This is a genomic window from Pseudomonas sp. USTB-Z, from assembly GCF_019691255.1.
GTDB classification, from domain to species: Bacteria; Pseudomonadota; Gammaproteobacteria; order Pseudomonadales; family Pseudomonadaceae; genus Aquipseudomonas; species Aquipseudomonas alloputida.
Genome location: NZ_JAECZP010000026.1, coordinates 15,552 through 32,471 on the forward strand (window position 1 = coordinate 15,552; position 16,920 = coordinate 32,471).

Annotated in this window: 18 protein-coding genes; 6 read left to right on the top strand and 12 right to left on the bottom strand. The window is 61.8% G+C overall.

Features of this window, described 5'->3' with window-relative positions; all coding sequences use genetic code 11:
- Positions 1-2 precede the first annotated feature (2 nt).
- Positions 3-1,310, top strand: a complete 1,308-nt coding sequence (locus tag I8746_RS23275) for an FAD-binding oxidoreductase (RefSeq protein ID WP_003254619.1) — start codon at positions 3-5, stop codon at positions 1,308-1,310.
- Between the two features lie 286 nt (positions 1,311-1,596).
- Here I8746_RS23275 and fadD1 read toward each other — a convergent pair whose 3' ends face one another.
- Both fadD1 and fadD2 read right to left on the bottom strand, forming a co-directional pair.
- The gene (gene fadD1, locus I8746_RS23280) at positions 1,597-3,294 is read right to left on the bottom strand and encodes a long-chain-fatty-acid--CoA ligase FadD1 (protein ID WP_003254620.1); all 1,698 of its coding nucleotides are present in this window, start codon (positions 3,292-3,294) and stop codon (positions 1,597-1,599) included.
- Between the two features lie 319 nt (positions 3,295-3,613).
- A complete protein-coding gene (fadD2, locus tag I8746_RS23285; protein WP_014755704.1) occupies positions 3,614-5,302 on the bottom strand; it encodes a long-chain-fatty-acid--CoA ligase FadD2 in 1,689 nt (562 codons plus the stop codon).
- Positions 5,303-5,520: 218 nt separating this feature from the next.
- Here fadD2 and I8746_RS23290 point away from each other — a divergent pair, with 218 nt between their 5' ends.
- Both I8746_RS23290 and I8746_RS23295 read left to right on the top strand, forming a co-directional pair.
- The gene (locus tag I8746_RS23290) at positions 5,521-6,465 is read left to right on the top strand and encodes an alpha/beta hydrolase (protein WP_221101099.1); all 945 of its coding nucleotides are present in this window, start codon (positions 5,521-5,523) and stop codon (positions 6,463-6,465) included.
- A 34-nt stretch (positions 6,466-6,499) separates the two neighbouring features.
- Positions 6,500-6,970, top strand: coding sequence for a MaoC family dehydratase (locus tag I8746_RS23295; protein WP_003254624.1), 471 nt, complete (start codon positions 6,500-6,502; stop codon positions 6,968-6,970).
- A 118-nt stretch (positions 6,971-7,088) separates the two neighbouring features.
- On the opposite strand, the gene I8746_RS23300 is transcribed toward I8746_RS23295, so the two are convergent.
- The 5 genes from I8746_RS23300 to I8746_RS23320 all read right to left on the bottom strand — a co-directional run bounded on the left by I8746_RS23300 (position 7,089) and on the right by I8746_RS23320 (position 10,095).
- Positions 7,089-8,327 carry an RNA polymerase sigma factor gene (locus I8746_RS23300; RefSeq protein ID WP_014755700.1) on the bottom strand — a complete coding sequence of 413 codons (1,239 nt, stop codon included), beginning with the start codon at positions 8,325-8,327 and terminating at the stop codon, positions 7,089-7,091.
- A complete protein-coding gene (locus I8746_RS23305; RefSeq protein ID WP_012051517.1) occupies positions 8,327-8,812 on the bottom strand; it encodes an SRPBCC family protein in 486 nt (161 codons plus the stop codon). Before I8746_RS23305 ends, I8746_RS23300 begins: the two co-directional genes overlap by 1 nt.
- A gap of 21 nt (positions 8,813-8,833) precedes the next feature.
- A complete protein-coding gene (locus I8746_RS23310) occupies positions 8,834-9,178 on the bottom strand; it encodes a YciI family protein (protein WP_010955228.1) in 345 nt (114 codons plus the stop codon).
- A 44-nt stretch (positions 9,179-9,222) separates the two neighbouring features.
- Complete coding sequence (locus tag I8746_RS23315) at positions 9,223-9,648, bottom strand: nuclear transport factor 2 family protein (protein WP_010955229.1); 426 nt, start codon at positions 9,646-9,648, stop codon at positions 9,223-9,225.
- Positions 9,649-9,837: 189 nt separating this feature from the next.
- Positions 9,838-10,095, bottom strand: coding sequence for a DUF2790 domain-containing protein (locus tag I8746_RS23320; protein ID WP_003254632.1), 258 nt, complete (start codon positions 10,093-10,095; stop codon positions 9,838-9,840).
- A 318-nt stretch (positions 10,096-10,413) separates the two neighbouring features.
- Here I8746_RS23320 and I8746_RS23325 point away from each other — a divergent pair, with 318 nt between their 5' ends.
- Positions 10,414-10,818, top strand: a complete 405-nt coding sequence (locus tag I8746_RS23325) for a GNAT family N-acetyltransferase (protein WP_221101100.1) — start codon at positions 10,414-10,416, stop codon at positions 10,816-10,818.
- On the opposite strand, the gene def is transcribed toward I8746_RS23325, so the two are convergent.
- The 3 genes from def to I8746_RS23340 all read right to left on the bottom strand — a co-directional run bounded on the left by def (position 10,773) and on the right by I8746_RS23340 (position 12,605).
- On the bottom strand, positions 10,773-11,309 hold the full coding sequence (gene def, locus I8746_RS23330) for a peptide deformylase (protein ID WP_012051515.1): 537 nt from the start codon (positions 11,307-11,309) through the stop codon (positions 10,773-10,775). The two genes, I8746_RS23325 and def, sit on opposite strands and share 46 nt — an antisense overlap.
- Complete coding sequence (locus I8746_RS23335; protein ID WP_003254637.1) at positions 11,309-12,265, bottom strand: YihY/virulence factor BrkB family protein; 957 nt, start codon at positions 12,263-12,265, stop codon at positions 11,309-11,311. Before I8746_RS23335 ends, def begins: the two co-directional genes overlap by 1 nt.
- A gap of 160 nt (positions 12,266-12,425) precedes the next feature.
- Positions 12,426-12,605, bottom strand: a complete 180-nt coding sequence (locus tag I8746_RS23340) for a CsbD family protein (RefSeq protein ID WP_012051514.1) — start codon at positions 12,603-12,605, stop codon at positions 12,426-12,428.
- 235 nt (positions 12,606-12,840) lie between these two features.
- On the opposite strand from I8746_RS23340, the gene I8746_RS23345 reads away from it, so the two are divergent.
- Positions 12,841-13,221 (top strand): hypothetical protein, encoded by a 381-nt coding sequence (locus I8746_RS23345; RefSeq protein ID WP_003254641.1) that lies wholly within the window; start codon positions 12,841-12,843, stop codon positions 13,219-13,221.
- Positions 13,222-13,226: 5 nt separating this feature from the next.
- On the opposite strand, the gene I8746_RS23350 is transcribed toward I8746_RS23345, so the two are convergent.
- The gene (locus I8746_RS23350; protein ID WP_012051513.1) at positions 13,227-14,063 is read right to left on the bottom strand and encodes a S1 RNA-binding domain-containing protein; all 837 of its coding nucleotides are present in this window, start codon (positions 14,061-14,063) and stop codon (positions 13,227-13,229) included.
- A gap of 130 nt (positions 14,064-14,193) precedes the next feature.
- Between I8746_RS23350 and I8746_RS23355 the strand changes: the two genes are divergently transcribed.
- Positions 14,194-15,054 carry a DUF6279 family lipoprotein gene (locus I8746_RS23355; RefSeq protein WP_221101101.1) on the top strand — a complete coding sequence of 287 codons (861 nt, stop codon included), beginning with the start codon at positions 14,194-14,196 and terminating at the stop codon, positions 15,052-15,054.
- A 19-nt stretch (positions 15,055-15,073) separates the two neighbouring features.
- On the opposite strand, the gene aceK is transcribed toward I8746_RS23355, so the two are convergent.
- A complete protein-coding gene (gene aceK / locus I8746_RS23360) occupies positions 15,074-16,789 on the bottom strand; it encodes a bifunctional isocitrate dehydrogenase kinase/phosphatase (protein ID WP_010955236.1) in 1,716 nt (571 codons plus the stop codon).
- Positions 16,790-16,920: the final 131 nt, after the last annotated feature.

The following is a 16,920-nucleotide window of genomic DNA, read 5'->3' on the forward strand; positions in this document are numbered from 1 at the left end:
CCATGAACGCAGCATTGAACAACGGCCCGGCGCAGCGCGCGCCGTCCTATTACAGCGCCACCCTCAACGACCACAGCGAGTACCCGCAGCTCAAAGGCACGGTGCAGGTGGATGTGGCAATCATCGGCGGTGGCTTTACGGGCGTGGCCACAGCGGTTGAACTGGCCGAGCGCGGCCTGAAGGTCGCCATCGTCGAAACCAACCGTATCGGCTGGGGCGCCAGCGGTCGCAACGGCGGCCAGGTCACCGGCAGCCTGTCGGGCGACGAGGCCATGCGCTCGCAGATGCGCAACCACCTGGGCGCCGAAGTGGACGATTTCATCTGGCACTTGCGCTGGCGCGGGCACCAGGTGATCGAACAGCGCGTGGCGCGCTATGGCATCGATTGCGACCTCAAGCGTGGCCATTTGCATGCCGCGATGAAACCTTCGCACATGAACGAACTGCGTGCATTCGAGGCCGAAGCACAGCGCCGCGGCATGGGCGAGCAGGTGCAACTGCTCGACCGCGCTGCAGTGGCGGAGCATCTGCAAAGCCCGCTTTATCTGGGTGCGTTGAAGAACCTGCGCAACCTGCACCTGCACCCACTCAACCTGTGCCTGGGCGAAGCCCGTGCCGCGCATGGCCTGGGTGCACTGATATTCGAAAATTCCGAAGTGCTGGACATCGTCCATGGCCCGCGCCCGGCGGTGGTTACCGCCCACGGCCGGGTCGAGGCACGCCAGGTGATGTTGGCCGGCGATGTGTATCACAAGCTGGAAAAGCGCCAGCTCAAGGGCAAGATCTTCCCGGCCATGGGCGGTATCGTCACCACCGCGCCGCTGGGTGAACTGGCCGAGCAGATCAACCCGCAGGACCTGGCGGTGTACGACTGCCGCTTCGTCCTCGACTACTACCGCCTGACGGCCGACAAGCGCCTGCTGTTCGGCGGCGGCGCCAACTACTCAGGCAAGGATTCACGCGACATCGAAGGCGAATTGCGCCCCTGCATCGAACGCACCTTCCCGGCATTGAAGGGGGTGCCGATCGAGTTCCAGTGGAGCTGCGCCATGGGCATCGTGGTCAACCGCATCCCGCAGCTGGGCAAGCTGTCGGACAACGTGTGGTACTGCCAGGGTTACTCGGGGCACGGCATTGCCACCAGCCACATCATGGGCGAGATCATGGCCGAAGCGTTGACCGGCACGCTGGAGAAGTTCGACACCTTTGCCCAGTGCAAGCATGTGCGGGTGCCGATGGGGGACTTGCTGGGGAACCCGCTGCTGGCGGCGGGGATGTGGTATTACCAGATGCTCGAGAAGCTGCGCTGAGTTGCGCGGATGTAGGCGCGGGTTTACCCGCGAAAGGGCCGGCCCTGCTGACCGATCTCCACCCGCCTTTCACCGTTGTCGCCACTACCGTATTCGCGGGTAAACCCGCTCCTACAGGGGCTCACAATGTCTGAAGACGGCGCCGCATCTTATTGTGGGGCCTTGTGTCGCGAAAGGGGCGCAAAGCGCCCCCAGCCATTGTTGCATCGCCGCCGAAACCCCAGGGCCGCTTCGTGGCCCTTTCGCGACACCAGGCCGCTCCCACACTGAGCGTGCAGGCTTATGGTCAGGCGATCTTCTTCAAGCCTTGCTTCTTGAGCTCTTCATCACGCAGTTCGCGGCGCAGGATCTTGCCCACGTTGGTGGTAGGCAGCGAGTCGCGGAACTCGATGTGGCGCGGTACCTTGTAGCCGGTGACGTTGGCACGCATGTGCTCCATCACCTGCTCCTTGGTCACGGTCATGCCCGGTTTGACCACGATGAAGACCTTGATCACTTCACCCGACTTCTCGTCCGGCACACCGATGGCAGCGCACTGCAGCACGCCCGGCAAGGCCGCCAACACGTCTTCCAGCTCGTTGGGGTACACGTTGAAGCCCGAGACCAGGATCATGTCTTTCTTGCGGTCGACGATGCGCATGTAGCCGTCCGCCTGGATCACGGCGATGTCACCGGTCTTCAGCCAGCCTTCGCTGTCGAGAATCTCAGCCGTGGCGTCTTCACGCTGCCAGTAGCCCTTCATCACCTGCGGGCCCTTGACACACAGCTCGCCCACTTCGCCAAGCGGCAGCTCATTGCCGGCGTCGTCGATGACCTTGCACAAGGTCGACGGCACCGGAATACCGATGGTGCCCACCTGGTTCGCTTCCGACGGGTTCACCGCCGCCACCGGGCTGGTTTCGGTCATGCCGTAGCCTTCGCAGATGGCGCAACCGGTAACGGCCTTCCAGCGCTCGGCCACGCTTAGCTGCAAGGCCATGCCGCCCGACAGGGTGATTTTCAGCGCCGAGAAATCCAGGGCTCGGAACGCCTCGTTATTGCACAGGGCAACGAACAGGGTGTTGAGGCCCACAAAGCCGCTGAACTTCCACTTGCCCAGTTCCTTGACCATCGCCGGCAAGTCTCGCGGGTTGCTGATTAGCACGTTGTGGTTGCCGATCAGCATCATCGCCATGCAATGGAAGGTAAACGCATAGATGTGGTACAGCGGCAGCGGGGTGATGAGGATTTCGCAGCCTTCGTGCAGGTTGGCGCCCATCAGTGCCCGGCACTGCAGCATGTTGGCCACCAGGTTGCGGTGGGTCAGCATGGCGCCTTTGGCCACGCCGGTGGTACCGCCGGTGTATTGCAGCACCGCCACGTCGTTGGCCTGCGGGTTGGCTTCGGTCACGGGCTGGCCCTTGCCCAGCGCCAGGGCGTCATTGAAACGCACGGCCTGCGGCAGGTTGTAGGCCGGCACCATCTTCTTCACGTACTTGATCACGCTGTTGATCAGCAGGCGCTTGAGTGGCGGCAGCAGGTCGGCCACTTCGGTGACGATAACGTGCCTGACCTGGGTTTTGGGCACCACTTTTTCGGCCAGGTGGGCCATGTTGGCCAGGCACACCAAGGCCTTGGCACCCGAGTCGTTGAACTGGTGTTCCATCTCCCGCGCGGTGTACAGCGGGTTGGTGTTGACCACGATCAGCCCGGCACGCATGGCACCGAAGACCGCGACCGGGTATTGCAGGACGTTAGGCAGTTGCACGGCAATGCGGTCACCCGGCTTGAGGTCGGTATGCTGCTGCAACCAGGCGGCAAACGCCCCCGACAACGCATACAACTCGCCATAAGTGATAGTCTTGCCCAGGTTGCTAAAGGCCGGTTTGTCGGCAAAGCGTTGGCAGGATTGCTTGAGTACTGCCTGGATATTGGGGAATTCGTCAGGATTGATTTCCGCCGTAATCCCGGCTGGGTACTTATCCTTCCAAAAATTTTCGATCATGGAAGCCCACTCCTTCAGCAACAGCGAAGTTCGATTCACGCGTCGATGCGCTTATTATTGATATGAGATGACGGTTCGTTGCAAACCGGATCATCTGGAAGCGGGCCGAGAGTAACAGCTTTGTCTGGGGTCGCCTAGAGGCCAAAACAGGCCTTACGGTCACAAAAATGACTCAATGAACAATACAGGTCATTTTTAGAGTAATTATCCAAAATGTCGCAGATAAGGCTGTATATGGCCTGTTAGAGCGGTTTAAGGCATTCGCGGGTAAACCCGCTCCTACACTGGGCGGTGTAGGAGCGAAGACGCCATCCCGGTATCACGCTATATCGCGCAACTCCCGCCGCAGAATCTTGCCCACCGGCGTCATGGGCAACGATTCGCGCAGCACGATGTGCTTGGGTACTTTGTAGCCGGTGAAGTTGGCCTTGCAGTAGGCCTTCAGCTCATCAACGCTCAGCCCCCCCTCGCGCGGCACCACGAACAGCTTGACCGCCTCGCCGGAACGCTCGTCCGGCACGCCGATAGCCGCACAGTTGGCGACCTTGGGGTGCCCCATCACCACATCCTCGATTTCGTTGGGGTACACGTTGAAGCCCGAGACGATGATCATGTCCTTCTTGCGGTCGACGATGCGGGTGAAGCCGTCCGGGTCGATCACCGCGATATCACCGGTCTTGAACCAGCCTTCTGCATCCAGTGCCTGGGCCGTTGCCTCGGGCTGCTGCCAGTAACCCTTCATGACCTGCGGGCCTTTGATGCAAAGCTCGCCCCGCTCGCCCAGCGGCAGTTCGTTGCCATCATCATCGATGACCTTGAACGCAGTACCCGCCACGGGGATGCCCACCGTACCCAGACGCGCCAGCTGGCCATAGGGGTTGGTGCTGGCCACCGGCGAGGTCTCTGTCAGGCCATAACCTTCAACGATGCGGCACCCGGTAAGGTTTTCCCAACGCTCGGCGGTGGCCTTGACCAGCGCTGTGCCACCAGAGTTGGTGACCTTCAGCGCCGAGAAGTCCAGCTGACGGAAGCCCGGGTGGTCCATCAGTGCGACAAACAAGGTATTGAGGCCCAGCAAGGCAGAGAAACGCCACTTGCCCAGCTCCTTGATGAAGCCGGGAATATCCCGCGGGTTGGTAATCAGCACGTTATGGTTGCCGGTGACCATCATGCACATGCAATTCGCGGTGAAGGCATAAATGTGGTACAGCGGCAACGGCGCAATCATCACTTCCTGGCCGTCCTTCAGTAGCTTCTGCCCATCGGGGCCGTGCTGCGAGAAGCAGGCCAGCACCTGCAGCATGTTGGCCACCAGGTTGCCATGGGTGAGCATGGCGCCCTTGGCCAGGCCGGTGGTGCCGCCGGTGTACTGCAGCACAGCGATGTCCTCGAGGTTCAGCGACACCGGTTTGGGCGACAGCCCGCGGCCCTCGCGCAGCACCTGCTTGAACGGCACCGCCTGGGGCAACCGGTAGGCCGGCACCATCTTCTTCAACTTGTCGACCACGGTGTTGACCAGCCAGCCCTTGGCGGCCGGCAACAGGTCGCCCATCTTTGCCTCGATCAGGTACTCGATACCGGTATCGGGCAGCACCTCCTGCACGCGCTTGCCGAACATGTTCAGGTACACCAGCGCACGCGCGCCACTGTCCTTGAACTGGTGGCGCATCTCGCGCTCGGTGTACAGCGGATTGGTATTGACCACGATCAGCCCGGCGCGCATGGCACCGAATACGGCGATGGGGTACTGCAGCACATTGGGCATCTGCACGGCGATGCGCTCACCCGGTTTGAGGTCGGTGTGCTGCTGCAACCAGGCAGCGAAGGCTGCCGAATGGCGCTCCAGTTCCGCGTAGCTGAGGGTCACGCCCAGGTTGCTGAACGCCGGGCGGTCGGCAAAGCGCTTGCAGGAGCGCTCGAACACCTCAACGACCGAGGCGTAGGCATTGATGTCGATGGTGGAAGGCACGCCTGCCGGGCGCTTGTCATTCCAGAAGTCGGCTTGCATTTATTATTGTTCCTCTGCCTGGACCTGCACTGCGTCCTTTAGTCCTTTACCTGACCGCCTGCCGGCGAAAAGGCGTTGATTCGACGTTAGCAGGTAAACCCAAGGTGGCATATACGCCAAGTGCCGCCATTAACATTGTGAATCTTATTTGTGCCCCTCCTGCAATCCGGCCGGTTGTGCATACACTGTTCGGGTAACCGCGCGCACAAGGACCCGCCATGCCTCACGACGCCTTCTGGCTGCCCGCCAGTGAGCACTGCAGCCTGTACGTACACCAATGGCTGCCGGCCACACCGGTAAAGGCCGTGGTGCTGCTGGCCCATGGCATGGCCGAGCATGCCGGGCGCTACCAGCGCCTGGGCCAGGCCCTGAGCGAGGCCGGCTTTGCCCTGTTCGCTGCCGATCAGCGTGGCCACGGGCGCACTGCCGAGCTGGGCAACCTCGGCCTGTTCGCCCGCCATCATGGCTGGAATGCCGTGGTCAACGACCTGGGATGTGTGGCCCAGCATATCGGCCAGCAGTACCCGTGCACGCCACTGTTCCTGTTCGGCCACAGCATGGGCAGCTACATCGCTCAGGCCTACCTGCTGCATCACAGTGGCAGCCTGCACGGGGCTATCCTCAGCGGCTCCAACTACCAACCGGCCATGCTGTACCGCTTTGCGCGGCTGATTGCCCGGCTGGAGTCCTGGCGCCAGGGGCCACTGGGCAAGAGTGCACTGATCGAATGGTTGTCCTTCGGTTCGTTCAACAACGCCTTCAAGCCCAACCGCACAGCCTTCGACTGGCTCAGCCGCGACCCGGGCGAGGTCGATCAGTACGTGAACGACCCGTTGTGCGGCTTTCGCTGCACCAACCAGTTGTGGCTCGACCTGCTGCAAGGCTTGGCGCAGATCAGTCAGCCGGGTAACCTCGCGCAGATCGATCCCAACCTGCCGATGCTGGTGATCGGCGGTGAATGTGATCCGGTCAGTGCCGGCAAGCGTCTCACCCATCTGGCCGACGCCCTGCGCGCGACCGGCAACCGACATGTACAGCTGTGCGTCTACCCGGAGGCGCGGCATGAAGTACTCAACGAAACCAACCGTGGCGAGGTCATCGCCGATATTCTCGGCTGGCTTGAACAGGCGCTGGCCCTTGGCCGCCCTGCGCGCAGTGAATGATAGCCGCCCTCGCCCAACGCTTAAGGAAGCATCGATGTCCCAGGTCACCAACACGCCTTACGAAGCCCTCGAAGTCGGCCAGAAGGCCGAGTACAAGAAGTCCGTTGAAGAACGCGACATCCAGCTGTTCGCTGCGATGTCCGGTGACCACAACCCGGTTCACCTGGATGCCGAATTCGCCGCCAAGAGCATGTTCCGCGAACGTATTGCCCACGGCATGTTCAGCGGCGCGCTGATCAGTGCTGCAGTGGCCTGCACACTGCCTGGCCCTGGCACCATCTACCTGGGCCAACAGATGAGCTTCCAGAAGCCGGTGAAAATTGGCGACACCCTGACCGTGCGCCTGGAAATCCTCGAGAAGCTGCCCAAGTTCAAGGTGCGCATCGCCACCAACGTCTACAACCAGAACGACGAGCTGGTGGTCGCGGGTGAAGCCGAGATCCTGGCGCCGCGTAAGCAGCAGACCGTCGAGCTGGTGTCGCCGCCGAATTTTGTGGCGAGCTGAAGTGTGATGCAGCCAGCACCTGCTTCAAGGCTGCTCTCCTGGGTAACCCGCTAATTCGTTGATTTAGCGGGCAGCCTGTGGGATATGGGCTGGCCCGCAAAGAGCCGGCACCCCCACATCATTCGATAGCCTGCAAACGCCGCTCGATATGCCGCCGCTCAGGCGCCTGTCGGGTCAAGGCCAGCGCCTGCTGCCAGGCCGCTCGCGCCTCTTCTACCTGCCCCAGTTGGCAATGCAACTCGGCGCGCGCCGCATGTGCCAGGTGATAGTCCAGCAACTCCCCCCGCGCCAGGATCCCTTCGACTTCCCGCAAGCCAACCTCCGGCCCATCCCGCTTCGCCAGGGCCACCGCGCGGTTAAGCGCCACCACCGCTGATGGCCAATACCGCTGCAACACGTCATACAGGCCGACGATTTCTCCCCAGTCCGTCTCTTCAGCCGTCGCCGCTTCGGCATGCACGGCAGCAATCGCCGCCTGGATGGTATAGGCCCCAAATGCACGGCTCTGCAGGGCCTGGCGCACCAGAGCACAGCCTTCGGCAATGAACTGCCGGTCCCACAGGCTACGGTCCTGCTGCTCCAGAACCACCAAATCGCCTTGGCCATCGATGCGCGCCCGCTGCCGGGACGCCTGCAGCAACATCAACGCCAGCAGGCCGACCGCCTCCGGGTCGGGCAGCAACTGCACCAGCAACCGCGCCAGGCGAATGGCTTCATCGCTCAGTTCCTGCTGCAGCAGTGTTTCGCCCGATGACGCCGAATAGCCCTCATTGAACACCAGGTAGATCACCCGCAATACGCTTTCCAGGCGCTCGGGTAGCTCATTGAGCTCGGGTACCTGGTACGGTATGCCCGCGTCACGGATCTTGGCCTTGGCACGCACGATCCGCTGGGCGATGGTTGTCGGGCTTTGCAGAAAGGCGCGGGCGATCTGCTCGGTGGTCAGGTCGCAGACTTCGCGAAGCGTCAATGGCACCTGAGCGTCGGCCGACAGGGCCGGATGGCAACAAGTGAAGATCAGCCGCAGGCGGTCATCCGCCAGCAGTTCTTCTTCACTGGGGTCCTGCGCCTGACCATCCAGCAGCATGCTCAAGTCCGCCTGGGAGCGGTCGAAGCGGACGCGCCGGCGCAGCGCGTCGATGGCCTTGAAGCGCCCGACAGAGACCAGCCACGCTCGCGGGTTGGCGGGGATACCGTCGCGTTGCCAGCGCTCGACGGCAATGAAGAAGGCGTCATGCATGGCCTCCTCGGCCAGGTCGAAATCACCCAGCAAGCGGATCAGTGTCGCCAGTATGCGCCGCGATTCCCGCCGGTACACGGCCTCGACTTCGGCGCGCACCTGGGCCAGTGCGGCCATCAGTCGGGCATCCGCTGGGTCACCACCTCCACCAGGCGGTCCAGGCTTTCTCCCCAGCCTTGGTGGAAGCCCATTTCTTCATGGGCCCGGCAGTCGGTGGCATTCCAGTGCCAGGCACGGGCGGTGTAGCGGGTTTTGCCCTGTTCCTCGTCAAAGCTGATCACGGCGGTCATGAAGGCCTTGTCCGACGGCACCCAACCGGGGCCGAAGGCATCGGTGAACACCAGCCGGCGTGGCGCGGCAATTTCCAGGAAAACGCCCTGGTTCGGGTACTCGCTGCCATCCGGCGCGCGCATCAAGGTGCGAAACAGGCCACCGGCCCACAACTGCATCTCACACTCCGGGGTGGTCATGCCGCGCGGCCCCCACCACTGCATCAGCCACTGGGGTTCGGTCCAGGCGCGAAATACCTTGGCCGGTGGGGCGTCGATCAGGCGGCTGATGGACAACTCGTGTTGCGCCTGGGCAATGGGGGCAAGGCTCATGCTGATTGTTCTCCTTAGCTGTCAGGGTTGCAGCTCGCGCACCGGTCGCACCTCGACACTGCCGACCCGCGCGGCAGGGATGCCCTTGGCGATATTCAGCGCTTCGTTGAGGTCGCGGGCCTCCACCAGGTAAAAACCGGCCAGTTGCTCCTTGGTCTCGGCGAACGGGCCGTCGGTCAGGCTCATGTGTCCGTTGCGCATGCGTACCGTGGTGGCCGTCTGCACCGGCTTCAGCGCCTCGGCCGCCAGCATGCGCCCGGAACCGTGAATGGCTTCGGCGTAGGCCATGCATTCGGCGTCTGCCGGGCTGTCGGGCAGGCTGTGCAACAGCCCCTCGTCACAATAGACCAGGCACAGGTATTTCATGGTCGCCTCCAGGGTATTGGCAAAGTGCGTTTGGCGATAAAGGCTCAGGGCTTGAGATCGAACAGGGCCTTTTGCGTTTCCATGTCGAAAGGCGCCGACCAGTGTTCGTGGATGACCTGCCACTGGCCGCCTTGACGACGATAGCCCACCGTGGCGCGCATGAAGCCGCACTGGCTTTCGTCGTCGCCCGGGCCGCAGCGGTTCAGCCAATGGGCCAGGGCCAGATCGCCAGCGGCGTGCACGGTGAGTTGGGCAAGTTCGAACACCATGGGGCCGGTGCACATGCCCATGCACATTTCCCAGTGCGCCGTGTAGGCGGACTTGCCTTTGAATTGCAGGGCCTGGATGGCATCGAAGGCGACGATATCGTCGGCGTAGGGGGCGATGATGCCCGGGATGTCGCGATCGCGCACGGCTTGCATCCAGCGCTCGATCAATTGGCGGATTTCGGATTCGGCTGCGGTGCTCATCGGGGGGACCTCCGACAGATCATAGGGGGCACGGTGTGTGACGCGTGCCTTCAGCTATGGTCGAACGGGAAGCGGAGGATTCGACAGGCGGGGGAAATTATTCTGTATTGGCGGAGCACCTGGGAGATCGCATCAGGGTTAGCAAGTGCCCGCCACAGCGTTTTCAGCCCCTGTGGCGGGCACCGCCAGTCAACCCTGCTGGCAACCTTCACCCATGGCCCGGTACTGGATGGTGTGCACCTGGCCCTGATGGTCTTCATAGGTCATGGTCGCAGGTACCACTTCGCAGACATTGGGGATGGTCGACAGGTTGATCACCCGCTTGATGTCCAGGTTCATCGAGTAGTCGTACTGCTGAGCCACAGGCTCGCTGGAGACGGGTTTGGCCTCATCGGCGAGGGCGAACGAGGACATACCGACCAATGCAAGAATCAGTAATGGTTTCATGTGGTTTTGCCTTTAGAGCGTTCAAGCTGATCGATTGACTTCTATTGCCGTATCCGGCGCGGAGAAGTTGTCATCTAGGGTCTAGATGGCACGAAGTACCGATCCCGCTTCGTACTGCCAGGGGGGATGAAGAAAATTCTACTCCCGGCCAGCAATAGTTGAACCCCGCAGTCGGATATTCACCCTTGCCGGTTTTGCAACAATCTGCGACAAAGTGGCCGCAAATCATCAGGCCAGAGCCTCTAGCCACGTTTCAGGGTAGGACTCGCCATTTCTGAAAAATTGTCCTGTTCGACGCTTTCGGACACAGAACGCCGTTTGCTGGACCACTTTTACCGCCAGCACAGCTCACGCATGCGCGCTGCAAGCGACGCCGAACTGTGGGTAGCACGGGCCCCTGGCATCATCGCCGGGCTGAGCCTGAGTGCGGTGGGTGAAGGATTCTGGCTGACGGGCCTGTTCGTCGCCCCGCAGCGGCGCAACCAAGGGGTGGCCGCGCAGTTGATCGAGGCAGCACTGGCGCAGGTTGACGGGCCCGTCTGGCTGTTCTGTCATCCCGACCTGACGCCCTTCTACCACCGCCTGGGTTTCGACCTGGCCCAACAGCTGCCAGAAGCCCTGGCCAGCCGCCTGCTTCGCTATCAGCGCAACAAACGCCTGGTAGCCCTGCAGCGAGGTCAGTCGTCGCTGACCTCGAGCCCAGGGAACAGCACCTCGGTGTAGCCGAACCTGGAAAAGTCCTGGATGCGCGAGGGGTATAGCCGGCCGATCAGGTGGTCGCACTCGTGCTGCACCACCCGCGCATGAAAGCCATCGGCAAAGCGGTTGATCGGGTTGCCCTGGGGGTCGATGCCCTGGTAGCCGATATGCTTGAAGCGCGGCACCACGCCGCGCAAGCCAGGCACCGACAGACAACCTTCCCAGCCGTCCTCGATCTCGCTTGAGGTCGGGGTGATGACCGGATTCAGCAGAATGGTCTGCGGCACCGCCTCGGCATCGGGGTATCGCTCGCTGCGCTCGAAGCCGAAGATCACCAACTGCAGGTCGATGCCGATCTGCGGGGCGGCCAGCCCCACACCGCCTACGTGACGCATGGTTTCGAACATGTCGTCGATCAGTTGCTGCAGTTCGGCACTGCCAAACATGTGCTCGGGCACTGGCGGAGCGATGCGCAGCAGGCGTTCGTCGCCCATCTTGAGAATGTCACGGATCATCAGGGGTTCGGCTCGACGCTATGAGGCTTGCTCGGGTTCGGGTGCTCGTGACCCAGTACAGTCAAGGTTTCCTTGGGCTTTTCCCCGTCGAAGTCTTTCTCGCCCGGGTTCTTGCCTTCGGCTGACATGTGCTCGATCACCGCATTCATTTCGGCGCCGAGCAGCAGCACGGCAGCCGAAATATAGAAATACAGCAACAGCACGATGATTGCACCAATGCTGCCGTACATGGCGTTGTAGTCGGCAAAGGTCTTCACGTAGTAGGCAAAGCCCAGTGAGGCGACGATCCACACCACAACCGCCAGCACCGAGCCCGGGGTGATGAAGCGAAACTGCTGTTTCACATCAGGCATCACGTAATAGATCAGGGCCACTGCCACCATCAGCAGAATGATGATCACCGGCCAGCGCAGGATGGTCCACAGTGTGACGATGAACTCCTGCATGCCGATCTGGGCGGCTATCCATTCCATCACCTGCGGGCCCAGCACCATCAGCGCTGCGGCCGCCAGCAGCATGCCAGCCAGGCCCACGGTGTAGAAAATGGAAAGCGGGATACGCTTCCACACCGGGCGCCCTTCGGGCACATCGTAAGCGGCGTTCATGGCGCTCATCATCAGGCGCACGCCGGCGGAGGCGGTCCACAGGGCGATCACGATACCCACCGACAGCAGCCCGCCCTTGGATTGTTGCAACTGGTCGATCACCGGGTTCACCTGCTCCAGCGCCTGGGGCGGTAACACCAGTTCCGATTGCAGACGCAGCCAGGAGAAAAAGTCCGGCAAGTGCAGGAAACCGATCAGGGCAATCAGGAACAACAGGAAGGGGAATAGCGAGAACAGCGCCTGGTAGGCCAGCGCTGAGGCATAGGTGGACATCTCGTCGTCGAGGAATTCCTTGACGGTGCGAACCAGCACGCGGTGCAGGGGCAAGCCGCGCAGGTCGGGGAAAATCATAGCGTCTCCTTTCGCCGCTTGATCGTTACACAGGCAAGTCTAATAGACCGTGCCCGAGCTGTGCTGCTCCCGGCCGTGATTGAAGAATTTGCTTACGAATAGTGCCGGCCTCTTCGCGGGTTCACCCGCCAGAGACCGGCACAGGCCGCCTCACCTCAAGTCAAGGCTTCTTCACCGCATCCTTCACATTGCCCTTGACCTGCTGCGCCTCGCCTTTAAGCTCCTGCGCCTTGCCTTCAGCCCGCAGCTTGTCGTTGTCGGTCACCTTGCCAACACCCTGTTTCACGTTGCCGATCGCTTCGTTGGCCAAGCCTTTCGCTTTGTCTTTAGTACCGCTCATGGCAAAACTCCTGCAAATGGAGACACGTGAACCGTGTCGACAGTAGGTTGACCCAACGCCTGGGCCAGGAGTTTCAACGGATTTTCCGGCCAGAAGCCGAACGGTAAAACGGCAGGCGAATACCGCCCAAGCCTGCGAAGAGGCCGGCACAGGCACCGCAAGTCACAAACCTTGCCCCGCCCCGTGCCACCCCTCACAATGCAGGCCTTCATAGCGTCAACTCGCAGGAACCTGCATGAAACTCGACAAACCCGCCGCCATCGCCCGGCGCAACGAAGCACTGGCCCGGCCGGTGCTGACCAGCAGCAATACCCTGTTCGCCATCCTGGACAACAAACGCAACCTGTGGTGGTTCGAAGTGCCAGTGGCACTGCTGGGCAAGGGCCAGGCCGACTGGGTCAACCTGCTGCTGCACACGCCAGAAAGCGATGAACTGCAGCACCTGAAGGTGCCCACCAATTTCCTCAAGGCTCACCTGGAGCAAATGGAAGTGCGCAAGCCCGGCAAGCGCCGCTCCACCATCAGCCTGGCCCTCAGCGCCGACCGTGACTCGCTGCTGCGCGACACCCGTCCGGGTGGCGAGCAGCTGGACTTCCGCAACTTCGTACAGGCGTAAGGCCGTCAGGCTTTCTCGATGCGATCGTCATGGATGACGATCAGGCCCTGCTTGAACAACCCGCCAATGGCCTTCTTGAAGTTGCCCTTGCTGACGTTGAACAGCTTGCTGATCAACGCAGGGTCACTCTTGTCGCACACCCCCAACACCCCGCCTTCGGCTTCCAGGCGCGCCAAGATCTGCTCTTGCAGGGTGTCCGCCAGGGCGGCGCCTACTGGCTGCAGGCTCAGTGAAAGCTTGCCGTCCTGGCGCACTTCCTTGATGAAGCCCTTCTCGTGCATGCCCGAGCGCAAGAACTTGAACACCTCGTTCTTGTGGATCAGGCCCCAGTGGCGGTTGTTGATGATGGCCTTGAAGCCCATCGGCGTCTCGCCGGCCACCAGCAGTTCGACCGGCTGGCCAACCTTGTAGTCGGCCGGGGTGACATCGAGGTAGCGGTCCAGGCGCGACGTGGCAGTGATCCGGCGGGTGCGCTTGTCGAGGTACACGTGCACCACGCAGTAATCACCGATCTTCAGCGGCCGAGCCTCTTCCGAGTAAGGCATCAGCAAGTCCTTGGACAGGCCCCAGTCCAGGAAGATACCGGCACCGTTGATGTCCTTGACCTTCAGGCTGGCGAACTCGCCGACCTGCACCTTGGGCTTCTCGGTGGTGGCGATCAGCTGGTCTTCGCTGTCCAGGTAGATGAACACGTTCAACCAGTCATCGACCTCGGTCTCGGCGTTTTTCGGGATGTAGCGCCCGGGCAGCAGGATTTCGCCATCGGCGCCGCCGTCCAGGTACAGACCGAAGTCCACGTGTTTCACGATTTGCAAACTGTTGTAACGCCCAAGCAGAGCCATTTCCGATGATCCTCAAGACAAGGCGGCTATTCTACACCTGAAGCCACCACATGGCCCGACCACTCATGCAGTGGAACCGCCAGGCCGCACTTGCATCTACCTTCTGGCCAGCCTGAGGAAGGAACAGCACATGCCGCTACGCCTGCCCAAAGCCCTGCTTATCGCCATCGGCTTCGCCCTGGCCTTGGCCGCCTGCAGCCGCATCGACCTGGCCTATCGCAACCTCGACCGCCTGGTGCCGTGGTCGCTGAGCGACTACCTGGACATGAACCGCGAGCAAAGGGCGCTGCTGGACGATCGGTTGCGCGAGCACCTGGCCTGGCATTGCAAGACTCAACTGCCCGGCTACCTCGACTGGCTCGACCGGCTACGTGACCTGGTCGCCGACGACCAGGTCACCGACCAAGCGCTGCAGCAAAGCACCCGGGAGGTCCGTGAGGCAATTGGTCGGGTGGCCGAGGAAATCACCCCTTCGGCCACCGAACTGCTGCGCGGCATGAGCGACGACCAGGTAGCGCAGATGCGTGAAGCCTTCCGCGATGACATCAGTGAGCGGCAAAAGCAGTATGTGGATACGCCATTGCCGAAGCAGATGGCCCGCCGTAGCGAGCGCATGGAAAAACGCCTGACGCCATGGTTTGGCGAGTTGACGGCGGTACAGAAGCAACGCATCCAGACCTGGTCTCAAGCGCTGGGTGACCAGAACCGTGAATGGATCGCCAACCGTGCCCACTGGCAACAGCAACTGCTGTTGGCGATGAACCAGCGCAACGACTCCAGTTTCGAGCCGCGCCTGGCGACTTTGTTGCAACGCAAGGAGAGTTTGTGGACACCCGAATACCGGGCGGCATATCAGAATGCCGAGCAGCAGGCACGCAGCCTGCTGGTGGACCTGGTGCGGCAAAGCACCCCGCAACAGCGGCGGTTCCTGCAGGAACGGCTGAGCAAGGTGCGTACCCATTTGAGCGAGATGAAGTGTTTGAAGGCGTGACAGGTCTGTTCGACCTGATTCACCGGGCCTTGCGCCGATACGGAAACACATCGATCACTTTCCCCTCACGTATCGCCGCCTGCAGCCCCTTCCAGTAATCCGCGTCATACAGTTCCCCATGCAAGCGGCTGAACAACCGCCGCTGGCCCATATCGGCAAACAGAAACGGCGGAAACTCTTCGGGGAACACATCATGCGGCCCGATCGAGTACCACGGCTCGCCCGACATTTCGTCCTCCGGGTAACGCGGTGGCGGAATGTGGCGAAAATTCACCTCGGTCAGGAAGCTGATTTCGTCATAGTCGTAAAACACTACCCGGCCATGACGGGTCACGCCAAAGTTCTTCAGCAACATGTCGCCGGGGAAGATGTTCGCCGCCGCCAACTGCTTGATGGCCAGGCCGTAGTCCTCCAGCGCCTCCAGCACCTGGCCCTCGGTGGCCTGCTCCAGGTACAGGTTCAACGGCGTCATGCGCCGCTCGGTCCAACAGTGGCGAATCAGCACCGTGTCGCCCTCCAGCGCCACCGTCGACGGTGCCACCTCCAGCAACTCGGCCAGGCAATCCGGCTCGAACTTGCTGCGCGGAAAGCGAAAATCGGCAAACTCCTGGGTGTCGGCCATACGCCCCACCCGGTCGACGCTCTTCACCAGCCGGTACTTGTCGATCACCGTGGCGCGGTCCACGGTTTTCGATGGCGAGAAGCGGTCCTTGATGATCTTGAACACCGTATTGAAGCCGGGCAAGGTAAACACGCTCATGACCATGCCCCGTACCCCTGGCGCCATGACAAAGCGGTCATCACTGCTGGCCAGGTGGTTGATCAGTGCGCGGTAGAACTCCGACTTGCCCTGCTTGTAGAACCCGATCGAGGTATACAGCTCGGCAATGTGCTTGCCCGGCAGGATGCGCTTGAGGAAATTGACGAACTCGGCGGGCACCGGGACATCGGCCATGAAGTAAGAGCGGGTAAACGAAAAGATGATCGACACCTCGGCCTCGTCGGTGATCAGTGCATCGGCCTCGATACCGTGGCCCTCGCGGTGCAACAAGGGAATCACCAACGGCCACTGCTCATCGCTGTTGTACAGGCGGCCGACCAGATAGGCCCCCTTGTTGCGGTAAAGCACGGGTACAAACAGCTCCACGGCCAGCGCCGGGTCCTTGCACACCCAGTCGGGCAGGCATTCGCGCAGTTGTTCTTCCAGCCGCGCCAGGTCGCCTTCCAGGTCGCCATACGGCATGTCGAACGGGTAATCGGCGAACACCGCGCGCAGCAAGTTCCTGAGACTGCCGTCAAGCCGATAGGTACGGGTTTGCGCCGCGCGCTCGCGGCCGCGCATGGAAGGCCGGGTCGTGTGGATGAACATGCAGCCGTCGCTGATCAGGTCATGGCTGAACAGGCTGCAAAACAGCGAGTTGTACCAGGTCTCTGCCAGCTCGTCGTCCAGGCGTGGGTCGATCAGGTGGATATAGGCGTTTTTCACCAGCGGCCACTGTTCCACGTCCAGCAGCACCTCTGCGGCAAAGGCCTGGCGCAGCCAACCGTTGACTTCGGCGACTTTCTCTTCGTAGAGATTGATGCGGGCTGCGGCGGCCTGCTGGATATCCTGCCAGCGCGCCTGCTCGAAGCGCTGGCGAGCACCCAGGGTGATGCGCTGGAAATGATCGCGGTAGTCGTCGAAGCCGGCGAGGATCATCCGGGCGATTTCGACAGCGGGCCAGGGCTGGGACATGCGTGGGGCCTCGGAGCTGGGATTGAGTACAGAGCTTAGCCGCCCTTGGCTTCATGGGTTACGGCCATTGAAGGCCCGAGCTGTAGTTGCAGCTGCCTTGCCCAGAGCCCCGCAGCCCAAGAGGAATTACA